Here is an 18,619-nt window from a genome sequence, read left to right as displayed (position 1 = left end):
TAATTATCAAAAATATCATTGTGAAGGATGGCAAAGTGGCACGATCGAGCTTAATTTAATGGGAAAATAGTTTTAACCTAGAGATATAGTAAATATCGATGAAAACTAAAGATTATGAACACATCATCAGTTCAACCACAAATTTATCATCACGAAAGTCAGATTACTTCTCATATCTCTCCTTGGTTAATCAAATTAGTTTATCCTTTAGCCACAAGATTCCTATTTCCTTTCTTCTTCAAAAAAATTGAAATCACAGGGCAAGAAAATGTACCAAAAACTGGTGCTGTAATTATTGCACCAACTCATCGCTCTCGTTGGGATGCACTAATAGTTCCATATGCTACTGGAAAATTAGTCAGTGGTAGGAATCCTCATTTTATGGTATCAGCCAACGAAATGAAGGGGCTACAAGGTTGGTTTATCAAACGTTTGGGGGGATTTGAGGTTAATACCGATCGTCCTGGGATGGACAGTTTACGTCATAGTTTTGATTTGTTATGTCAAGGGGAAATGGTGGTAATTTTTCCCGAAGGAAATATATATCGTACAGATGATGTACAAACCTTAAAAAGAGGTGTTGCTAAAATTGCATTAGAAGTGGAAACTGCCAAGCCAGAAGTAGAAGTAAAAATTTTACCTTTAACTGTTAAATATAGTGAACCAATTCCCCAAAGAGGTTGCAGTGTTTCGGTGAAAATTGGGGAGTGTTTAACGGTGAAAAATTATCATGGTAAATCTATCAGAGAAAGTAGTTTTCTTTTAACGGAAGATTTAGCTAAATCTCTTACCAAAAATAACCAGATTTAACGGTAGTTTGATTCATTTTACTATTATAATCTAATAAATATTCAAGGGTGATCGCTTCTTTTTTTCTTAATAAATTTACTTCTATTTCTCCTATTTCTGTATCTGTAGAAAGTAAAATAACTTGGTGAGAAGCTGTGGGAAAATAACGATCGATTAAATTATAACGATGGGATGAATCTAAACGTCCTAAAGGAGTATCAATAGCTACCGGTAAATTTTTCTCAGAAACCCTTGCCAATCCCCATAATAAAGCGATAGCTAAGAGTTGTTTTTCCCCTGCTGATAGACGATTTTTTGATAACAATAAACCATTATTATCGTATAAACTTAAAGCAAAAGTTTCGGCGGAAATAACGACTTTTCCCACAAAGTTAGATTTATGAAGTAAATAACGAAAACAGTTAGTAACTTCTGATTCTAATTTGTTTAACTTTCTTAGGGTTAATTTTTGTTGAAATAAACTTAAAGTTTGTTTAACTTTTGGCATTAATTCTGCGATATGTTTAGCCTGTTCTTGTTTGATATTATCTTCTCCATAATGGCTTAATTTTTTTCTCACATCATTTATTTTTTTCTCGACAGCAGTTAAAGTTTTTTTGATAGTTTCACACCTACTTTTTATCTTAACTAATGCTTTTTCTGTCTGTTTATATTTATCTTCTAATTGTTGATATTCTTGGGGTGAATTAACAATTAATATTTTTTGCTCGATCGAAATTAATTGTTTTTCTAATTGAGTAAGTTTAACTATATTTTCTTTAACTTGATTTTGCTGAAAAGGGAGTAAATTATGAATAATATTATTTAAGTTCGCCAAAGTATTTTCTTCTGCTTCTAAATAAATATTTTCATTTTCAAGTTGATTATTTAATAAAAAATTTTCCTTATTTAAAAATATTTTTATTTGAATAAATTTATTATTGTCAATATCTAAAGTTTGAATAAAATCTAATAATTTTTGATCTTTTTCTTCCCATAATTCTTGAGAATTTTTAATTTGTATTAACTTTGATTCTTTCTCAATTTGGAAGGTTAAATTAGTCAATAAGTTAGGAATTAAGCCGAGGGGAGTTGTTTGGGTTGCTAAATGAATTAAATCTATATTAATATCTTCTATTGTCGTTTCTAAAAACTGTTTTTCTGCTCTTAATTTTTCTTTTTCAACAGCTATTTTACTGCCTATATCTCGAAGATTTTTTGATGCTTCGTTATGGTTTTTATTCGCCAATTTTAATTTTTTTTCTTCTAGGTCTAATTCTTCCAATAAAATATTTTTATCTTTCTCTAACTGAGATAATTCTGCTTCAATATTGGCTAAGTTTTCTTCTTTAGCTTTACTATCTATATCTTTTTGTTTTCGATTGATTAAAACATCTAAATCAGTTATTAATTGAGTTGCTAACTCTAAGCCTAATAAAGATTTCATTGCCTTTTTAACATCATTAGTTGGCTCATCTTGTTCGGCTAATTCTTTGACTTGTTCACCATCAAATAAAAATAAATTAGAGATCCCTAATGGTAAAAAATTTTCGATATATTCTTCCCAGTTTTCTGTTAAGTTGACATCTGGAAATTCACCCTCAATAATTCCTAAATTATCATTCCCTTCTCTCACATTTTGATCCCAATGACGAACTATTTTTAATTCTGTCCATTGATCATTAACTATATGTTCAAAAGTTAATTCTATTCTAGTTTTTTCTCCTAAGTCAATTTTATTATTAATGCACTGAATTAAATAGTCATTATAACTTAAATTTTCCCGTTTAGAAAAAGTCGATCGTTTCCCATAAAGGGCTAATCTAATGGCATCCATTAAGGTAGTTTTTCCGCCACCATTCATAGCACCAAAAAGCACGATCGGGCTTTTATTATCAGGATTGTTGGAGACTAAATTAATTTTGTTTTTACCCTTATAAGGTCCAAAATTTTCTAGTAATAATTCTTTAAAAGTGATCATCAATTTTTTTTTACATTTATTAATTCCCCATATAATTATAAGTCGTCTTCGATCATTGCCTGTAATTTGTTGGTTTTAACTGCTTTCACGAGAAGATTATAGTCTTCTTCTACTTGATTGGCATAAGAAATCGCAAAATTGCCCATAGCTCGATCGAATTTTGTTCCTTTACCTAAATAACCACTAATGGTGGCACTATCTCCTGATTTTGCGTGCGCACGAGCCAAAGTTAAACCACAATAAAAAGCATAATTTTTCATTTGCTCTAAGGTATATCCATCAAGAGGGATGGAGATTTTCATATCTCTTAATTGTCGTACATAATAATCGCACCCGCTACGTCCTCGAAACCAACCGAGAAAAATATCACTGGAAGACTGCATTAATCTTTGCCCCATAACAACTCTTTCTCCTTGATTTTCATAGATACTTTTTTGGGTATAAGGTTCTAAAACTGACTTTCGAGCCTCCTTTATTTGTAAAATCAAAGGGTGATTATCTTCGGAAAAAAACAAGGATACAAGACATCTTGTGCCAACACTACCAATACCAACGACTTTTATGGCGGTATCTTGTAATTGATAACGATCGAACAATACTAAACGCTCATCAGATAAAGATTGACGGTATTCTTCTAAGGCTTCTTGAGCAATGGTATCAAAATCTTCTTGGGCGGGATGAAATAAAACAGGGGGTTGCTCAACAAAACGATGTTGCCCTCCTACCATGGTAGTAATTTTGGGAAAAATATTTTCGTTAATTCGTTTACGAGCTTTTTCGGCTAATTCTTCTTTTGCTTTTTTAGCTTTTGCATCAGGGGATTCTTCAATAATTCTATCCATATCCAAACGACTGTACCACACTTCCAAAGGATTCATGTTTGAATACTCTCGTAAATGTTCCCGATAGGATTTAACGCAATGATGTACTACTTCTCGATTATCTTCATCGGCAAAATCATTGTCTCTACCTGCGATAACAAAACTAACTACCAAGCGTTTTAAATCCCATTCCCAAGGTGCTGGATGAGTTTCATCAAAATCATTAAGATCAAATACTAAATTACGCTCAGGAGTGGCAAACAGACCAAAATTTAACAGGTGACAATCACCACAGGCTTGTACTTCTACACCGATATTTGGTAAGGTCGAAAAATCATAAGCCATCAAAGAAGCTGAACCTCTTAAGAAAGTAAAAGGACTTCGTAACATTCTTCCGTAGCGTATGGGTACTAATTCAGAAAGTCGATCGAGATTAGATTCTTCCAGAATATCAATAGGGTTACGACGATCAACTGGAGGTTGCCATATTCCATGACTTTCCCGGGGTATTTGATCTCGAAGGGATTTGCCGATTTGGATTCTTTCGCAACGACTACGAAATTGAGATTTAGCCATAAAAGAACATAGTGTTATAGATAAGTAATTAATTTTATTTTAAAAAATATTAAACGAAAAATGATCTGATATAGTAGTCCCCAAATCATCTGTAACATATTTAAAAATAATAAAAAATTTTATCATTAATAAACTAAATTTTATTTTTTGCCTTTGAAAAAAACGTACAATATAACTGTAATAACTGTACAATTCACCTTTAATTAACTCATGCTTAGTACAGATACCAGTTATTCCCACCTTCGATCGAATTTAGCTAGTATTTTAGACCAGGTTCATGATCACAGTGAAATAGTCGTCATCAAACAGCGTAATGGCAAAAATGTTGCTTTAATCGCTGAAAATGAGCTTTCTAGTCTCTTAGAATCGATTTATCTACTTCGATCGCCAGAAAACGCCAAAAGAATCTTTCGAGCTTTAGAATGGAGTAATGAATCAGAAGCCTCCCCTCAAACCATCGCAGAATTAAAACAGGAGTTAGGCATTGAGTCCGAAAAAGCGTAAAAATCCATCTCAAGGGGAGATAATCAGTCATATTCGATCGTCATAATTAATCCTGATATTTTACTATTAGTATAACACCGTAAAATTGGCTCTCCGAATTCTATATAGATAAATTCCAATCTTTGGTTTTCTTTCCAATATTAGCTAAAATCTACCACCGCGCATATCAAAAGAAAATCTGGCGTTACCTAAATACAAACTCTGAGGATTATCACCTTGAGGATAAACAGTGATACCAAATTGATAAATTCCTCCGTAAAGAGGGTTACGTGCTTTGATTGCCAATTTCAGTTTTTCTCCCGCTTTTACTGGTTGTAATAAGTCAACTATAATCTCATTTTTACCATCAGTATTTAGGGTAAAATCAGTGTCAATTAAACTTTCTTTTCCGTTAATAATAAAAGCGCTACTATCTTCAGGAAAAAAAGTGATTGTTTCTAGGTTTATTTGTTGATTGATAACGACTTTATTAAGATTATTGTCTGCATTTTCAGGTATTTCTATCTCAAAAATATAAGTAGAAATTACATCGGGCATTTTAAAGACTGCATTCGATCGAACTAAACGAGGAGAAGTTCGAAAAAAACTAATTTCTTCGGCTAAAACTTCCGATATAAAAAGATTTTGATTGTATTTTATACTAACTATTTCATAAAAAAAGTAGGTAAATAAAACTAATAAAAATCTATAAATTTTATATTTAAAAATATTTTTAATCATTGATTATTAATTCCTTATTCCTAATTACTCATTCCTAATTATTTATTACCATTTAAGCAAGTTAAAACGCTCCATATCAATAGTGTCACGGTTGCGATAAATAGCTAAAATAATGGCTAAACCGACTGCTGCTTCTGCCGCCGCAATGGTAATGACAAATACCGCAAATACTTGTCCTTTAATTTCTCCCGGATCTAAAAAGTTAGAAAATCCCATTAAATTAAGATTAACAGCATTAAGTAATAATTCGATCGACATTAAAACTCGTACAGCGTTACGACTGGTAATTAAACCATAGATGCCGATACAGAATAAAGCTGCCGCTAAAAGTAAAAAGTATTGTAATTGTATTTCCATAATTTATCAAAAAAAAATCTTGTAAGCTAGGACGCATTTAATAAAGTAAATAATAAGTAATGATTTAGTCGCTTCAGCAGACTTGTGCTGTTACCATTGAAATTTATTTCTATGTGGGTAATTGATTAAAACCTAAAACCTAACACCTAATGATTAATTATCATTTCCCGTAGAAATTAAATCTCTGGGTTTTTCAGGAAGAGTAAGAGAAGTTGTATAAATTTCTCTGGTTTGTTTGGCTTCGGGAATAAAATCTCTACGAGCTAAAATAATTGCACCTACCATTGCCATTAATAATAACACAGAGGCAATTTCAAACGGTAAGAGAAAGTCACTAAAGAAATGTTTACCCATAGTAACGATCGTATTTTCGATAACACCAGGGGAAATGCTCGACAATTGCCAAGGAGTAACTAAAACCATAGTACCCAATAAAGCGAATAATCCAAAGCAAACTAAACCAGTGGAGATTTGACGAATTAATCTACCCTTAACTTTTTGGAAAATTTCTGTTTTATTAACCAACATAATGGCAAATAAAATAAGTACATTTACCGCACCCACATAAACTAAAATTTGGGCGGCAGCGACAAAATCAGCATTGAGAAGAATATACAAGCCTGAGATACTCATAAAAACGCCCCCCAAAAGGAAAGCTGAGTAAACAATATTATCCAGTAAAACCACACCTAACGCTGTACCAATCATTAAAACCGAAAGGATAACGAAGGCTATAAATTGAACACTTTGTGATATTTCCACGATGTATAACCTAATTTTTATAATTCTTTATGATTGACTTTTTATAGAAGTGAGGCAAAAGGTAAAAGAGTTAATTTTGTTTTTCCCTTTCTTCTCCTCCTTACATTCATCAACAGATGAAGTGCATAAAACTACTTAGAGTGAGGTTCAATAATTCCTTTTGGTAAGTATCCTAACTCTCTCAAGGGTGTTACCATTGGATCTTCGGTCACTTTTGTCGGTAGTCGGCCCAAGGCTACGCTATCATAGTTTAAATCATGTCGATCGTAAGCGGCTAACTCATATTCTTCCGTCATGGATAAACAGTTAGTGGGACAATATTCTACACAGTTACCGCAGAAAATACAAACCCCAAAGTCAATACTATAGTGTTTTAATTCTTTCTTTTTGACTGCTTTATTAAATTCCCAATCAACTACAGGTAAGTTAATAGGACAAACTCTCACGCAGACTTCACAGGCGATACATTTGTCAAATTCAAAATGGATTCTCCCCCTAAATCTTTCGGAGGGAATGAGTTTTTCATAGGGATATTGTACCGTCACAGGGCGACGACTCATGTGATCAAAAGTTACGGCAAATCCTTGTCCAATATACTTCGCAGCTTCTACGCTTCCTTTGGCGTAATCGGTTACTTGTTTGAGAAATTTAAACATAATCTGTTCAATAAGTGCCAATGAGATTAATTTTACCCTATGTTTTGTTGATTAGAATAATTTATCTTTGTAGTAGTTTAATCCTTTTCGATCGAATCCCTAATTTTTAGATAGTTCGTGATACCATTGAACAATAGTAAAAAATAATTGAAAAATAAATTTGGCTAGAAATGCAGTTCATCAAATCAAGCAATGAAAAATGTTTTAATTAAAGATAAATGGCTAATTACTCATGATCCTTAATAATTTGACTTTTGGTGGTGTTAATATTGTTGATGTTTTTATTACGTTATTTTTCCTTATTTTTTTTAATCCTTGTTGTTAACGGTTGTAGTGGAAATAAAGCCTTAGAATCTCGTTTTTCTCCTAATCCTCAACTTAAATCTACCACTTCTAATACAAATCCACCTACTAACAATAATCCTCCTAATACCATTACTAACCCTACGGAAGTAAAACTTCCCGATAATTTTCCTAAAGAAATTCCTATCTATAGTCAGGCTAAATTAATTAGTGTAGATGGAAAACAAACGGTATGGACTTCGATCGATCCGCTAAACTTAATTATAGAGTTCTATCAACAACAGTTAACAGCCCAAAAATGGACTATATCCCAAGCAGAAGAAAATTTAATTGTTGCCACAAAACCAGAAAGCAACGAATCTTTTAAACTGTCTTTAACTCCCCGTAGTGATGAAACTGAATTCACTATCATCTATGAAAAAAATACCCCAAATTCTACACCAATAACGATAGATAATAACAATCCACTCCCAACAAATAATAACCCATCTCCCACCGACAATAATTCAACTACCTCTACCTCTACCAATACAAATCCTTCAGTTTCTAGTCTTGATGAGTTGGTAAGATTACAAATAATTCCTTCTACTGAAAAACTAAACCCTCATCAGTCAATTACTCGTCGAAAATATGCCCGTTGGCTAGTGAAAGTTAATAATCTCATCTATGCTGATGTTAACAGCAAGTTGATTCGTCTTGCTACTCCAAATATTAAGCCCATTTTCACCGATATTCCCGCTAATGATCCCGATTTTGCTATTATTCAAGGTTTAGCAGAAGCCGGTTTAATACCTTCTACTTTAACTCAGGATAGTACCTCGATCGTATTTAATCCCGATAAACCTCTTACCCGTGAAGATTTAATTACATGGAAAGTACCCTTAGATTTTCGGCAAAAATTACCTAGTGCGACTCTTGATACTATAAAAGAAACATGGGGGTTTCAAGATGCCATCAAAATAACTCCTCAAGCATGGCAAGAATTATATGTCGATTGGCAAAATGGGGAAGAATCCAATGTTAGACGAGGATTTGGTTATATTACTCTGTTTCAACCGCAAAAACCCGTTACCTATGAAGAGGCAGGAAGAATTTTAAGCAGTTTTGGTTATCAAGGAGATATTCGTATTCTCAAAGATGTCACCCTTTCCTCAAATCCTTCTTAAAGTGGTGGAAACTTGAAAAGTTAAGGGGTAATTGAGTTAAAAATTATTACATAGTATTAATTACCAATTAATCTATTCAAGGTTTAAAGCCTCTTGTTTAAAGGAAGAGGTAACTGTCAATTATACATTGTATATTGTTCATTGTTGAACTATTACCCGTTACCTTCCTCCATCACAATTTCATTTATAGTTGAATAAGGTAAAACTATATTAAATTTGTGTTTTATCTTACTCCTACAAATTAACTGATGCTTGAGTGGAAATCTTTAAAATTGGGGTAAAAGCCTTAGATTCTGATACTTCATCAAAAATCGTCAAATCTTTTGGTTTAAATCGTTTTATGGCTACCATGACACCTTTTGCACCTTCTTCTGTTAAATCTTCAATGTATCCATCTTGAGACATTCGTGCATCTTTTGTGGTCAGAAAAGGGCCAAAATAATAAGTACACCTAGGGGCATCGGTAGTAATTTCTAACCAACAAGCGAGTCCAAACAAGTCCAAAATTCTGATTAATAGTTCTTTCATTTGATGTTCCTATAATTTTATTAGAGCGATTTTTTGAATAATAGCCTATAGATTTGACTAAGTTAAATTTATTTAGGAATATTCTTAGTAACCCAAATAGCAGAAGACTTATCTTTACTTTAATTTCTACTCCTATAATTGACAAGGGGGATAATTACCCAAATATTTTTATGGAAATTGATTCAAAATCTGCTGACGGCGAACTTCGTAAAGACAAATACCCGTAGCCACAGAAGCATTTAAACTGGGAGTTTTTCCTATCATCGGAATGGAAAGGAGAAAATCACAAGACTTTGCTGTTGATTGACTCATGCCTTTTTCTTCAGAACCTACTATTAATCCTATCGCGCCTTCTAATTTTGTTTTGTGTAAAAGATTACCACTATCGGCGATGGTACCATAAATCCAGAATCCTGCTTCTTTTAATTCTGCGATCGCACTTTGTAAATTAACCACTCTAGCTACGGGGAAATATTCCAGTGCTCCAGCCGCAACTTTTTTGACAGTAGAAGTAATACTAACTGCTCTGCGTTGAGGTATTACTAAACCTTGCATTCCTAAAGCCTCAGCTGTCCGAATAATTGCCCCTAAGTTATGGGGATCATTGATTCCATCAGCGATAATGATGACAGGGTTTTGAGTTTGGATTTTTGCTTGGTTAATCAGATCAGGTAATTCTAAATAGTCATAAGGAGCTACAGTAGCGGCTACTCCCTGATGATTGGCAAAATTAGTAAGCTGATTAAGACGGTTACTATCAACAACATCAATAACTGTACCGTTGGCTTTGACTTGAGGTAAGTATCCTTCAAAACGTCGATCGTGTGCCATTCTAGCGGTGAGATAGAGACGGTTTAATTGATGATTACTTTCCAATGCCGCCAATACGGGATGACAACCATAAATTAAGTCTGGATTTAATTCTGTTTCTGTATCGACAGGGGTAAATTCTTTTTCCTGCTTAATTTGAGAATAGTTAGGAGTTGTGGATTTTTTGGGCAAAGGTTTTTGTGGTTTTGGTTTATTCATTTAGAAAAGTATTGTTTATCTAAGTTCGATATGAAATAACTGGTTGAGGAAGTAGTTAGAAATAAAGGTGTTGCTTAAGTGAAAAATGCCATAAAATCTCTCGCCTTTTGAGGGGGATGAGTTAACTATTGATAAATTTGTTTCCATGCTTTTACTGTACCACTACCGATCGTGCTATCCGTAGTACTACCATCACTCCAAGAAATCCTAATTTTGACATTTTTTGCCGGTGCATTGGCTAAGACAGAGGCTAATTCTTCTGATATAACTCCTCCTTCATAGGTATAAACTTGACCATTAATAGAGAGCATAATCGATTCAGGATTTTTACTGTGAGAAACAGTTTTATAAACTGGCTCACTTTCCCAATAGGTTTCTTCTTCATTCCGATTATTTCGTTTAACTGTACGAGTTTTTTGTACTTGTCTATAATAGTCAACTTTTTTCTCTTGCCAAAAATAACTTAAACGAATACCTTGTTTTGACCAACTACTAACGATCGCAGCACTACCAAATCCATCAAAGTCTTTATCATAAACAATTTTACCTTCAAAGGGATCATCGGTAACTTTTGACCAAGACACAGAAGAATCTTGATTCACAGGAGAGGGTTGTACTTTTGCCTGTACGGGAAAAATGTCACTAGACACCAAAATCAAAATTAGAATAATTTGGGTAAATAGTTTATTCATCATCACTATCAATCATTAATTTTTATCCATTGTTAATTGTAATAGATAAAGCTCGATCGACTTCTTTAATGCTAATCGGTTTAGTAATATAATCATTCATTCCTGCAGATAAACAAATTTCTCGATCGTTTTCCAAAGCATTGGCAGTTAAAGCGATAATATAAGGTTGAGGATAAGATGATTGACGAATAATTTTAGTGGCAGTTATTCCATCCATTTCTGGCATTTGCATATCCATAAAAATTACATCATAGGATTGTTTTTGTAATAAGTCGAGTACTTCTAAACCATTATTTGCCACATCAGCAGTGTAACCTAGTTTTTTGAGGGTGAGTAAAGCTACTTTTTGATTGACTTTATTATCTTCTGCTAAAAGTATTTTAACGGTGGATTTATCTATATTATTGAAAATTCTCTCATTGTTTTGATGACTTTTTTCCGTGATGGGAGAGTATAAAATGGGAGTTACTTTAAGGGTAAAATAAAATATTGATCCTTTTTTCTGAGAAGATTTTAATCGCCAATTCAATGGCGGATTTCCCCCAATATTTCCATTACTCTCTACCCAAATTGTACCTCCCATTAATGCTACTAAATTTTTACAAATAGCTAATCCTAATCCTGTACCACCATATTTTCGATTTATGGTTGCATCTGCTTGGGTGAAGGGTTTAAATAATTTAGAAATTTGATCCGATTCTATACCTATACCAGTATCTTGTATTGTAATAATTAACTCTAATTCTTGATCTGGAAAAGTTTGATTATAATTTTTTGATTCTACTACTATATGAATGTATCCTTCATGAGTAAATTTAATCGCATTACCTATTAAATTAAAGAAAATTTGGTGTAATCGAGAACTATCTCCTAAAAAATCGGGTACGGAGTTAATAATCTCGTATTTAAGTTGAATATGCTTATCTTTGGCTTGTTTCGAGAATAAATGACAAACAGATTTAAGGATGTCTTCTAAGTTTAATGGTTGTTTTTCTAAAGTTAACATCTCTGATTCTATTTTAGAGAAGTCGAGAATATCATTGATGATAGTTAATAAGGTTTTGGCACTATCTTGAATAATGTTGATATATTCTTTTTGTGCAGAGTTAAGAGTGGAAAGTGAGAGTAATTCCGCCATACCTAATACTCCATTCATGGGAGTACGGATTTCATGACTCATATTAGCTAAAAATTGACTTTTCGCTTTAGTCGCCGCCTCTGCGTTTTCTTTCGCTTCCGCAAGGGCAATTTCCGTTTGTTTTCTTTCTGTAATGTCTCTTGCCACTGCTACTAACATAATTACTTCTCCCTTTTCATTACAAATAGGGGATTTTATCGTACTAAAAGATCTAATTTCACCATCATGACGAGGAACTAATTCTTCTGGTATTTCTAAAATTTTTCCTGTATTAAATACGAAAGTATCATCTTTTATATATTGTGGGATATATTCGTTAAAGTTTACATCAACAACTTCTTGTATTTTTTCTAATGTCATTCCATAATAATCTCGAAAGGCTTTGTTTGCCCATATAATTTGAGATTCATAATTTTTAACTACCACCATATCGCTGATGGAATCTAAAATTTGATTATATTTTTTTTCATTTTGTCTTAAAGTTTCTTCTACTTGTTTTCGATCGCTTATATCAGTAATATATCCATACCAAATAATACTTCCATCCATTTCTTTTTTGGGAGTAGCATTACCAACAACCCAAGTAATTTTGCCATCTTCATGACAAACTCGATATTCACAATACCAAGGAGTTAAGTTATCCGCAGACTCAAGAATAGTATATAAAATGTGATCTGTGTCTTCTGGATGCAATATGTCAAAGATTACATCAGCACTTTCTCTAACTTGTGCAGGGGTAACATCATATATTTGTTTAATCCCCTCACTGGCGTAAGGAAAATGAGATGTCCCATCAGGACGTAAACGATATTGATAAAAAACTCCGGGTATGTGACGAACTAACTCATCTAAACGATATTGTACTTCTACTCGATCGCTGACATCCAACATTACTCCTGTCCATGCTACATTGCCATTTTCTCTTAATTCAGGTCGATCATTCGCTTGTATCCATTTAATTTTACCACTGGGGGTAATCATCCGCCATTGATAGGTAAAAGGAGTCATGGTTTTGATATTATCTAATACTGCTTGTTCAAAACCAGCTATGTCTTCTGGATGAAATTGATCAAAAAAGCGATGAGGATTGCTGATGACTTGTTTATCAGTAACTTCTAATATTTCTTCTACTACAGGACTAATATATTCAAAATATTGTGAACCGTTGGGACGTTGAACGACAATATAAATAATTCCGGGCGATGAAACAGCAATTTTTTGAAACTTAGCTTCACTTTTTCTTAAGGCTAGTTCGATTTTTTTTAAATCAGTAATGTCTCTACCCACGGACTGAATTTCTGTTAACTCTCCTAAATCATTAAAAATACCTTGATTAATCCATTGAGTCCAACCAACTACCCTATTATTACGTTTATCTCGATTTTCTGTGACAAAACCTGGATTTTCAGGAGTTAATTTTGTGATCTTTAATAAGATAGTTTCTAAATCTTCTGGATTAGCAAAATCAATCCATTTTTTGCCCACCATTTCTTCTAAAGTACAACCTAAAGCAAAACATAAAGCCTCATTGGCAAAGGTAATTGTGGTATCTGGATGCGATCGTAAAATAAAGTCTGTTTGTTGTTGAACTACTTGACGGTAACGACTTTCACTTTGATTAAGAGCTTCTTGTAGTTTAACCGCCATAATCGAGAAAGAGGTTGATAATTGAGATAATTCCTTAACCGGAGTATTTTGTAGTAAATAATGTTCAAAATTACCTTGCAGAATAGATTCACTAGCTTGTGAAATATTAAAGATCGGTTTTGTTATCCACTTGGCGATCGTAATAGCTATGATTATACCAATAAGTAAAGTTAAAATACATAAAATAATAGTTTTGTTCTTATTAAACTGAAGTTCTCTGATAAAATCAGATTTAGGAATAGTAATAACTATGAGCCAATCAAGACCATAATTATCTTGATAAGATATAACGTCAATAAATAGATTAGGATTATTGATTGAAAGACTATCTGATTGTTGAAGGTTGAGACTTTTGCCATTGTTTTTAATTGCTTTTAGAGTTGACTGAATTAAAGGATTAGTCATTTCTGAGGGCAAAATACGTTTAGCCTCACCATTGATAATTTGATAAGGTTGATCATTTGTGGAGGTTGCCACTAATAATCCTGATTTTTCCATGATAAAAACTTGTCCTGATTTTCCTATGGCTAAACCCCTTAGAAACTCACTAATATTAGACAGGCTTAAATCAATACCCACAACTCCTAAAAACTGATTAGATTCCCCATAAACAGGCGCACTAGCAGAAATAGCAATTTCCTCTGGTATGTCAGCCCAATTATAAATCGGACTCCAAATAGGTTTGCCCGCTTGTTTTGCTTTTATGTACCAATCTGCATTATTGGGTTGTTGTCGAGGCATAATTGTAGGAGGATAAATACGATTACCTTTAATATCTACCTGATAACTGTAGAGATTATTTATATCTGGAGACTTTATCTGTGCTATTTCTAAATTGTTTTCAACATAGCCTACACCAATAAACTCTTTTTTTTCTGTACCATAGTTGATGTAGGTAAAATTATAATTTTGTAATTGTTGCCAAAAATATTTTCCCAATTTGTCAAAATCTTCTCGATCGAGAATACCACTTTGAATGACTTGTTGATTACCATAATTAACTTGTTGAGCGACTTTTAAATAATTATCAAGGTGTTTTGTAATTTTATTTCCAATTTCTGCCATTAAATTCTCAGTAACATTTTTCACTGCTTTTTGTCCACTACGATAGGAAAAATAACCTACCAACCCCACAGAGATACCAATCTGAAGCACAAAAGGAATTATCAAAATCCATCTTAGAGGAATTTGACGAGATTGATTTGCTTGAGTAGTAGTGACATTAGACAAAGATTGCATTATTTTGAAAGCAATTAAAAATTGAGAATTAGGATGAATAAATAAGGTTATGCAAAGCAAAATATCAGCTATCAACTAACACCTTGTAACTTCAGTTAATAATATGATCAATTATCGATTAAAAATAGACGATCATGGGATAATAAAACAAATTATTAACAACAATTTGAATGAGTGAAATATGACTATTGATACCAATCCTTTTAATACTGTTGCAGTAAATGTTAATAGTAATGATACCATTGTAAACTTATTTCAATATTTTGATGATCCTTTTACCACTGGTAAAGTAGCTACTTTTAATCTGTATGACAACACTCTCGGTAGTGGAGAAATTAAGGTTTTACTTTATGATCAAAATGGTGAAGGCGCACCAATTACAGTTAATAATTTCCTTAACTATGTCAATGATGGTGATTACATTAATTCTATAATTCACAGATCGATCGTTGTTCCTACTCCTTTTGTAATTCAAGGGGGAGGATTCACCGTTAACAATCTTAAACCTACAACCATTTCGACAAATCCTCCCATTGTTAATGAGTTTAGTGTTAATCGCTCTAATATTAGAGGTACTATTGCTATGGCAAAGCTAGATAAACAACCTGACAGTGCTACAAGTCAATGGTTTTTTAATTTAGCCAATAATGCTAGTAATCTCGATAATCAAAATGGTGGTTTTACTGTTTTCGGTCAAGTATTGTCAGAAGATGACTTAGATACTATAGACTCGATCGCTTCTCTCCCCACAATTGATGCTACAGGTACAAATCCTGCTTTTAGAAATTTACCCGTAAATGTAGATCCAAATAACATAGTTGTCGATAGTGACAATGACTTAGTGAGATTTGAAAATATAACCGTTAATAACCTTCCTGAATTAACTTTTACCATTGAAAATAATAGTAATCCTAATTTAGTGACTCCCACTATTAACAGCAACGGAAGAATTCGACTCGATTATGGTAATAATGTAAATGGTGTTGCAGACATTATCATTAAAGCGACTAATTTGTTAGGTGAAACTCAACTCAATACTCTAAGAGTTTCCGTTATCGATAATCTTAACAATCCTTTGTATCGTTTTCAAAATCTCGATCGACTAGGTACATATTTATTTGTTGATGAAGTAGAAAGACAAAATGTGATCAACAATTTCCCGCAATTTAAAGAAGAAGGCTATGCCTTCAATATTAGTCAAACGGAAGATGATGACTTAATTGTCTTTAATCGTTTTAGAAACAGTGCCGTTTCAGGTACTTATCTCTATGCCGGAGAAGCAGAAAGTCAACAAATAAGGGAAAATTTTCCTCAGTTTATCGAGGAGGGAGAAGCATTTTACGCCTATGATAAAAATGCTAATCGAGGAGTCGATATTTACCGTTTTCATAATACCCAACAACCAGGTACTTATATTTTTGTGGGAGAAGAAGAAAAAAACAGCATTTTAGCTAATTTCCCTCAATTTCAATTAGAAGGAGTCGCTTTTGAAGTTTTAGTTTAATTAGAATAGAAGATAACGGAAAGTTGTTTATTATTTCTCAAAATTCCTTAGACTGAGATCTTTTATCAGAACATTAGTACTTAATAGATAAAATCAATTGAGAATTATCAACTGTCAACTGTTATTTAGGTTTCCCCCCCCTCTTAAACTAACCGACACCATCTCTTCAGGAAAAAATTTTTTAAGTAAACCTATTCAATCATTTATTGCCGATCATGACTCAAAACTTTATAAATATTACTGTTAATGGTGAAGTAACAAAATGTGCTGCTAATATTTTTTTACCGAATTTATTAAAATCTTTGGATTTTAACCCTCGTTTAATTGCCTTAGAATACAATGGAGAAATACTCCATCGTCAATATTGGGATTCTACTATTATTCATCAAGGCGATCGATTAGAAGTTGTTACCATCGTAGGCGGAGGATAAAAACTTAACTATTCTTAGCTATTGTTACGGGTAGCCTAATCCGACACTATAGCTTTTTTAGAGTTGAGATTGGATTTACTATATTAAATTAAAATTTATGAATAAAAAAATCACTTGGCAGACAAAAAGCGAAAATATTGATAACCAAACAAATTTACAACTAATTAGCCAATGGTGGTCAACCCTTGACAAAAAACCGGTAAAATTAGCTCAAAGAGTAATTTCTGAGAACGGAAGTACTAACGATATTGATTGGAAAAGTCAACGGTTTGACGAAGAATTTACCCTAGAATCTCCCCAAGTTAGAGGCATCACTATCTATGGCAAAAAGCAAGGAGAAGAAAAAGAATTTGGTTATACTCCTCAAAAAATAGAATTAGATGCTGATTATCAACAATTAGATATTTATCTACAATCCCAATCTAATATTATTATTCGTTTTACTCTTAATACTATCCAGTATCCTATTCTTTCTTTAGCAGAAGTAGAAATTGTTAGCAATCCATCGGGGAAAAATCATCTCATTCTCCTGAGAAATCATGAGCAAAAAATAGAAGTAACTTTTACCCTTAACCCTAATCAACAATTATATTTACTCTCCCAACTAGCTAAAACTTTAAAACTAAATCCAAAACTTAATGTTTCCTCAGAAACTCTAAGAGAATTACTCGATTTATTACAACAATAAAAATTTCGTCTGTTGACATTATGGCATTTTTATTATGAAGGATTGTAACAAATACTTTCTTTCTCCACAAAATCTACACAATTGTTATGTAAATTTTAAATGAGTAAAATAAAAAAAATGAAATTGAGGTGAAACCTATGAGTAACTTAATAACAGAAATAAATCAGCGTTATCTCTTAGGTGAAAGAAATTTTAACACTCATAACTGGTCAAAAGCTAGTCTTCAAGGAATTAATTTAGTTGGAGTAAATTTAAAAAATAGTGATTTAAGTTTTGCTAACTTAGAAAATGCTAATTTAGAAAGTGCGAATTTAAGTAAATGTAACTTAAAAGGTGCTAATTTAAAAGGTGCTAATTTGAGTAATGCTATTTTAGATGATACAGATTTAAGTTATTCTAAACTTCATCAGGCTAACCTTTCCAATGTTCATGGAAAAAAAGTCAATTTTCGTCAAGCCCATCTTAATAATGCTAATTTAGAAAAGGCATATTTAAGTTCTGCTAATTTTACTCAAGCCTCTTTAAATAACTCTAATTTGTCCTGTGCCAATATGCGAAAAGCAGAATTGAATAATGCTTTTCTTACAGGCGCAAATTTAACCAAGACTTATTTGGGAGAGTCCAGTATTATGGGAACTTGTCTTAGTTCTGTTATTATTAATAAAACCTATTTTCGTGAAGCACAATACGATAAAAATACTCTTTTTGGTCATAACTTTAATCCTCAACAAATGGGTATGATATGTGTCGATTTAAACCAAGTTTATGTAGATGATTTATTAAAAGCTATTAACTATTTAAGTCTCTCTAGTCAAAAATATTTGGGAGTAAATTTAGTTACTAAATATTGGCTTTCTTGTAAGCCTCAAAATGAATGGTTAAATCGCTTTCAAATTAACAATGAAGGTAAAGTTATTTATTTAGGTTTAAAAACGGATTTGCTCAATGATTTTCAACTCAAATGGTATCATCAATGGGTAAAAGAATATTTTAATTCTTGTTCCATCATTATCAGAAATTTTCCTCAACTGATAGAGTCTGATTTAGCTTCTTCTCCTTACGAATTACATCTACCTTTTGCCGCTTAG

At 32.6% G+C, this 18,619-nt stretch carries 17 protein-coding genes; 7 read left to right on the top strand and 10 right to left on the bottom strand.

Annotation, left to right across the window (positions count from 1 at the left end; genetic code table 11):
• The first annotated feature begins 114 nt into the window (after window positions 1-114).
• Window positions 115-810, top strand: a complete 696-nt coding sequence (locus GM3709_RS09790) for a 1-acyl-sn-glycerol-3-phosphate acyltransferase (protein WP_066118739.1) — start codon at window positions 115-117, stop codon at window positions 808-810.
• Here GM3709_RS09790 and dndD read toward each other — a convergent pair.
• Together dndD and GM3709_RS09780 are read right to left on the bottom strand one after the other, a co-directional pair.
• Window positions 788-2,770, bottom strand: a complete 1,983-nt coding sequence (dndD, locus tag GM3709_RS09785) for a DNA sulfur modification protein DndD (protein WP_066118736.1) — start codon at window positions 2,768-2,770, stop codon at window positions 788-790. The two genes, GM3709_RS09790 and dndD, sit on opposite strands and share 23 nt — an antisense overlap.
• 35 nt (window positions 2,771-2,805) lie before the next feature.
• On the bottom strand, window positions 2,806-4,200 hold the full coding sequence (locus tag GM3709_RS09780) for a DUF2252 domain-containing protein (protein ID WP_396229707.1): 1,395 nt from the start codon (window positions 4,198-4,200) through the stop codon (window positions 2,806-2,808).
• A 177-nt stretch (window positions 4,201-4,377) separates the two neighbouring features.
• Here GM3709_RS09780 and GM3709_RS09775 point away from each other — a divergent pair, with 177 nt between their 5' ends.
• Window positions 4,378-4,671: a type II toxin-antitoxin system Phd/YefM family antitoxin gene (locus GM3709_RS09775; RefSeq protein WP_066118731.1), complete on the top strand. Its 294-nt coding sequence runs from the start codon at window positions 4,378-4,380 to the stop codon at window positions 4,669-4,671.
• Between the two features lie 144 nt (window positions 4,672-4,815).
• Here the strand turns inward: GM3709_RS09775 and GM3709_RS09770 are convergent, their stop codons facing one another.
• The 4 genes from GM3709_RS09770 to ndhI form a co-directional block, all read right to left on the bottom strand.
• A complete protein-coding gene (locus GM3709_RS09770) occupies window positions 4,816-5,391 on the bottom strand; it encodes a DUF2808 domain-containing protein (protein WP_066118729.1) in 576 nt (191 codons plus the stop codon).
• Between the two features lie 45 nt (window positions 5,392-5,436).
• A complete protein-coding gene (gene nuoK / locus GM3709_RS09765; RefSeq protein ID WP_197671895.1) occupies window positions 5,437-5,742 on the bottom strand; it encodes an NADH-quinone oxidoreductase subunit NuoK in 306 nt (101 codons plus the stop codon).
• A 159-nt stretch (window positions 5,743-5,901) separates the two neighbouring features.
• The gene (locus GM3709_RS09760) at window positions 5,902-6,510 is read right to left on the bottom strand and encodes an NADH-quinone oxidoreductase subunit J (RefSeq protein ID WP_066118725.1); all 609 of its coding nucleotides are present in this window, start codon (window positions 6,508-6,510) and stop codon (window positions 5,902-5,904) included.
• Window positions 6,511-6,641: 131 nt separating this feature from the next.
• Window positions 6,642-7,166, bottom strand: a complete 525-nt coding sequence (ndhI, locus tag GM3709_RS09755) for an NAD(P)H-quinone oxidoreductase subunit I (RefSeq protein ID WP_066118723.1) — start codon at window positions 7,164-7,166, stop codon at window positions 6,642-6,644.
• Window positions 7,167-7,441: 275 nt separating this feature from the next.
• Here ndhI and GM3709_RS09750 point away from each other — a divergent pair, with 275 nt between their 5' ends.
• The gene (locus GM3709_RS09750; protein WP_066118720.1) at window positions 7,442-8,635 is read left to right on the top strand and encodes an S-layer homology domain-containing protein; all 1,194 of its coding nucleotides are present in this window, start codon (window positions 7,442-7,444) and stop codon (window positions 8,633-8,635) included.
• A gap of 234 nt (window positions 8,636-8,869) precedes the next feature.
• Here the strand turns inward: GM3709_RS09750 and GM3709_RS09745 are convergent, their stop codons facing one another.
• The 4 genes from GM3709_RS09745 to GM3709_RS09730 all read right to left on the bottom strand — a co-directional run bounded on the left by GM3709_RS09745 (window position 8,870) and on the right by GM3709_RS09730 (window position 14,908).
• Complete coding sequence (locus GM3709_RS09745) at window positions 8,870-9,163, bottom strand: DUF1816 domain-containing protein (protein WP_066118718.1); 294 nt, start codon at window positions 9,161-9,163, stop codon at window positions 8,870-8,872.
• Between the two features lie 168 nt (window positions 9,164-9,331).
• Window positions 9,332-10,192, bottom strand: coding sequence for a 23S rRNA (guanosine(2251)-2'-O)-methyltransferase RlmB (gene rlmB, locus GM3709_RS09740; protein ID WP_066118716.1), 861 nt, complete (start codon window positions 10,190-10,192; stop codon window positions 9,332-9,334).
• A 125-nt stretch (window positions 10,193-10,317) separates the two neighbouring features.
• Window positions 10,318-10,887 (bottom strand): hypothetical protein, encoded by a 570-nt coding sequence (locus GM3709_RS09735; RefSeq protein ID WP_231937542.1) that lies wholly within the window; start codon window positions 10,885-10,887, stop codon window positions 10,318-10,320.
• A 19-nt stretch (window positions 10,888-10,906) separates the two neighbouring features.
• Window positions 10,907-14,908: a PAS domain S-box protein gene (locus GM3709_RS09730; RefSeq protein ID WP_066118712.1), complete on the bottom strand. Its 4,002-nt coding sequence runs from the start codon at window positions 14,906-14,908 to the stop codon at window positions 10,907-10,909.
• A 181-nt stretch (window positions 14,909-15,089) separates the two neighbouring features.
• Between GM3709_RS09730 and GM3709_RS09725 the strand changes: the two genes are divergently transcribed.
• From GM3709_RS09725 to GM3709_RS09710, 4 genes are all read left to right on the top strand, one after another.
• Window positions 15,090-16,412 carry a peptidylprolyl isomerase gene (locus GM3709_RS09725; protein ID WP_066118710.1) on the top strand — a complete coding sequence of 441 codons (1,323 nt, stop codon included), beginning with the start codon at window positions 15,090-15,092 and terminating at the stop codon, window positions 16,410-16,412.
• Between the two features lie 215 nt (window positions 16,413-16,627).
• Window positions 16,628-16,843, top strand: a complete 216-nt coding sequence (gene thiS / locus GM3709_RS09720; protein WP_066118708.1) for a sulfur carrier protein ThiS — start codon at window positions 16,628-16,630, stop codon at window positions 16,841-16,843.
• Window positions 16,844-16,940: 97 nt separating this feature from the next.
• Entirely contained in the window at window positions 16,941-17,531 is a 591-nt protein-coding gene (locus GM3709_RS09715; RefSeq protein ID WP_066118706.1) for a hypothetical protein, read from the top strand.
• Window positions 17,532-17,668: 137 nt separating this feature from the next.
• On the top strand, window positions 17,669-18,619 hold the full coding sequence (locus GM3709_RS09710; RefSeq protein ID WP_066118704.1) for a pentapeptide repeat-containing protein: 951 nt from the start codon (window positions 17,669-17,671) through the stop codon (window positions 18,617-18,619).

Source organism: Geminocystis sp. NIES-3709 (genome assembly GCF_001548115.1).
GTDB lineage: Bacteria > Cyanobacteriota > Cyanobacteriia > Cyanobacteriales > Cyanobacteriaceae > Geminocystis.
This window is presented reverse-complemented; position numbering and strand designations above follow the sequence as displayed.

What these genes read in the sequence shown, in the direction of transcription:
- GM3709_RS09710 (WP_066118704.1), top strand. Translation starts at nt 17,669, where the DNA reads ATGAGTAACTTAATAACAGAAATAAATCAGCGTTATCTCTTAGGTGAA.
- thiS (WP_066118708.1), top strand. Translation starts at nt 16,628, where the DNA reads ATGACTCAAAACTTTATAAATATTACTGTTAATGGTGAAGTAACAAAA.
- GM3709_RS09715 (WP_066118706.1), top strand. Translation starts at nt 16,941, where the DNA reads ATGAATAAAAAAATCACTTGGCAGACAAAAAGCGAAAATATTGATAAC.
- ndhI (WP_066118723.1), bottom strand. Translation starts at nt 7,166, where the DNA reads ATGTTTAAATTTCTCAAACAAGTAACCGATTACGCCAAAGGAAGCGTA.
- GM3709_RS09735 (WP_231937542.1), bottom strand. Translation starts at nt 10,887, where the DNA reads ATGATGAATAAACTATTTACCCAAATTATTCTAATTTTGATTTTGGTG.
- GM3709_RS09790 (WP_066118739.1), top strand. Translation starts at nt 115, where the DNA reads ATGAACACATCATCAGTTCAACCACAAATTTATCATCACGAAAGTCAG.
- GM3709_RS09775 (WP_066118731.1), top strand. Translation starts at nt 4,378, where the DNA reads ATGCTTAGTACAGATACCAGTTATTCCCACCTTCGATCGAATTTAGCT.
- GM3709_RS09770 (WP_066118729.1), bottom strand. Translation starts at nt 5,391, where the DNA reads ATGATTAAAAATATTTTTAAATATAAAATTTATAGATTTTTATTAGTT.
- dndD (WP_066118736.1), bottom strand. Translation starts at nt 2,770, where the DNA reads ATGATCACTTTTAAAGAATTATTACTAGAAAATTTTGGACCTTATAAG.
- rlmB (WP_066118716.1), bottom strand. Translation starts at nt 10,192, where the DNA reads ATGAATAAACCAAAACCACAAAAACCTTTGCCCAAAAAATCCACAACT.
- GM3709_RS09750 (WP_066118720.1), top strand. Translation starts at nt 7,442, where the DNA reads ATGTTTTTATTACGTTATTTTTCCTTATTTTTTTTAATCCTTGTTGTT.
- GM3709_RS09745 (WP_066118718.1), bottom strand. Translation starts at nt 9,163, where the DNA reads ATGAAAGAACTATTAATCAGAATTTTGGACTTGTTTGGACTCGCTTGT.
- GM3709_RS09730 (WP_066118712.1), bottom strand. Translation starts at nt 14,908, where the DNA reads ATGCAATCTTTGTCTAATGTCACTACTACTCAAGCAAATCAATCTCGT.
- GM3709_RS09725 (WP_066118710.1), top strand. Translation starts at nt 15,090, where the DNA reads ATGACTATTGATACCAATCCTTTTAATACTGTTGCAGTAAATGTTAAT.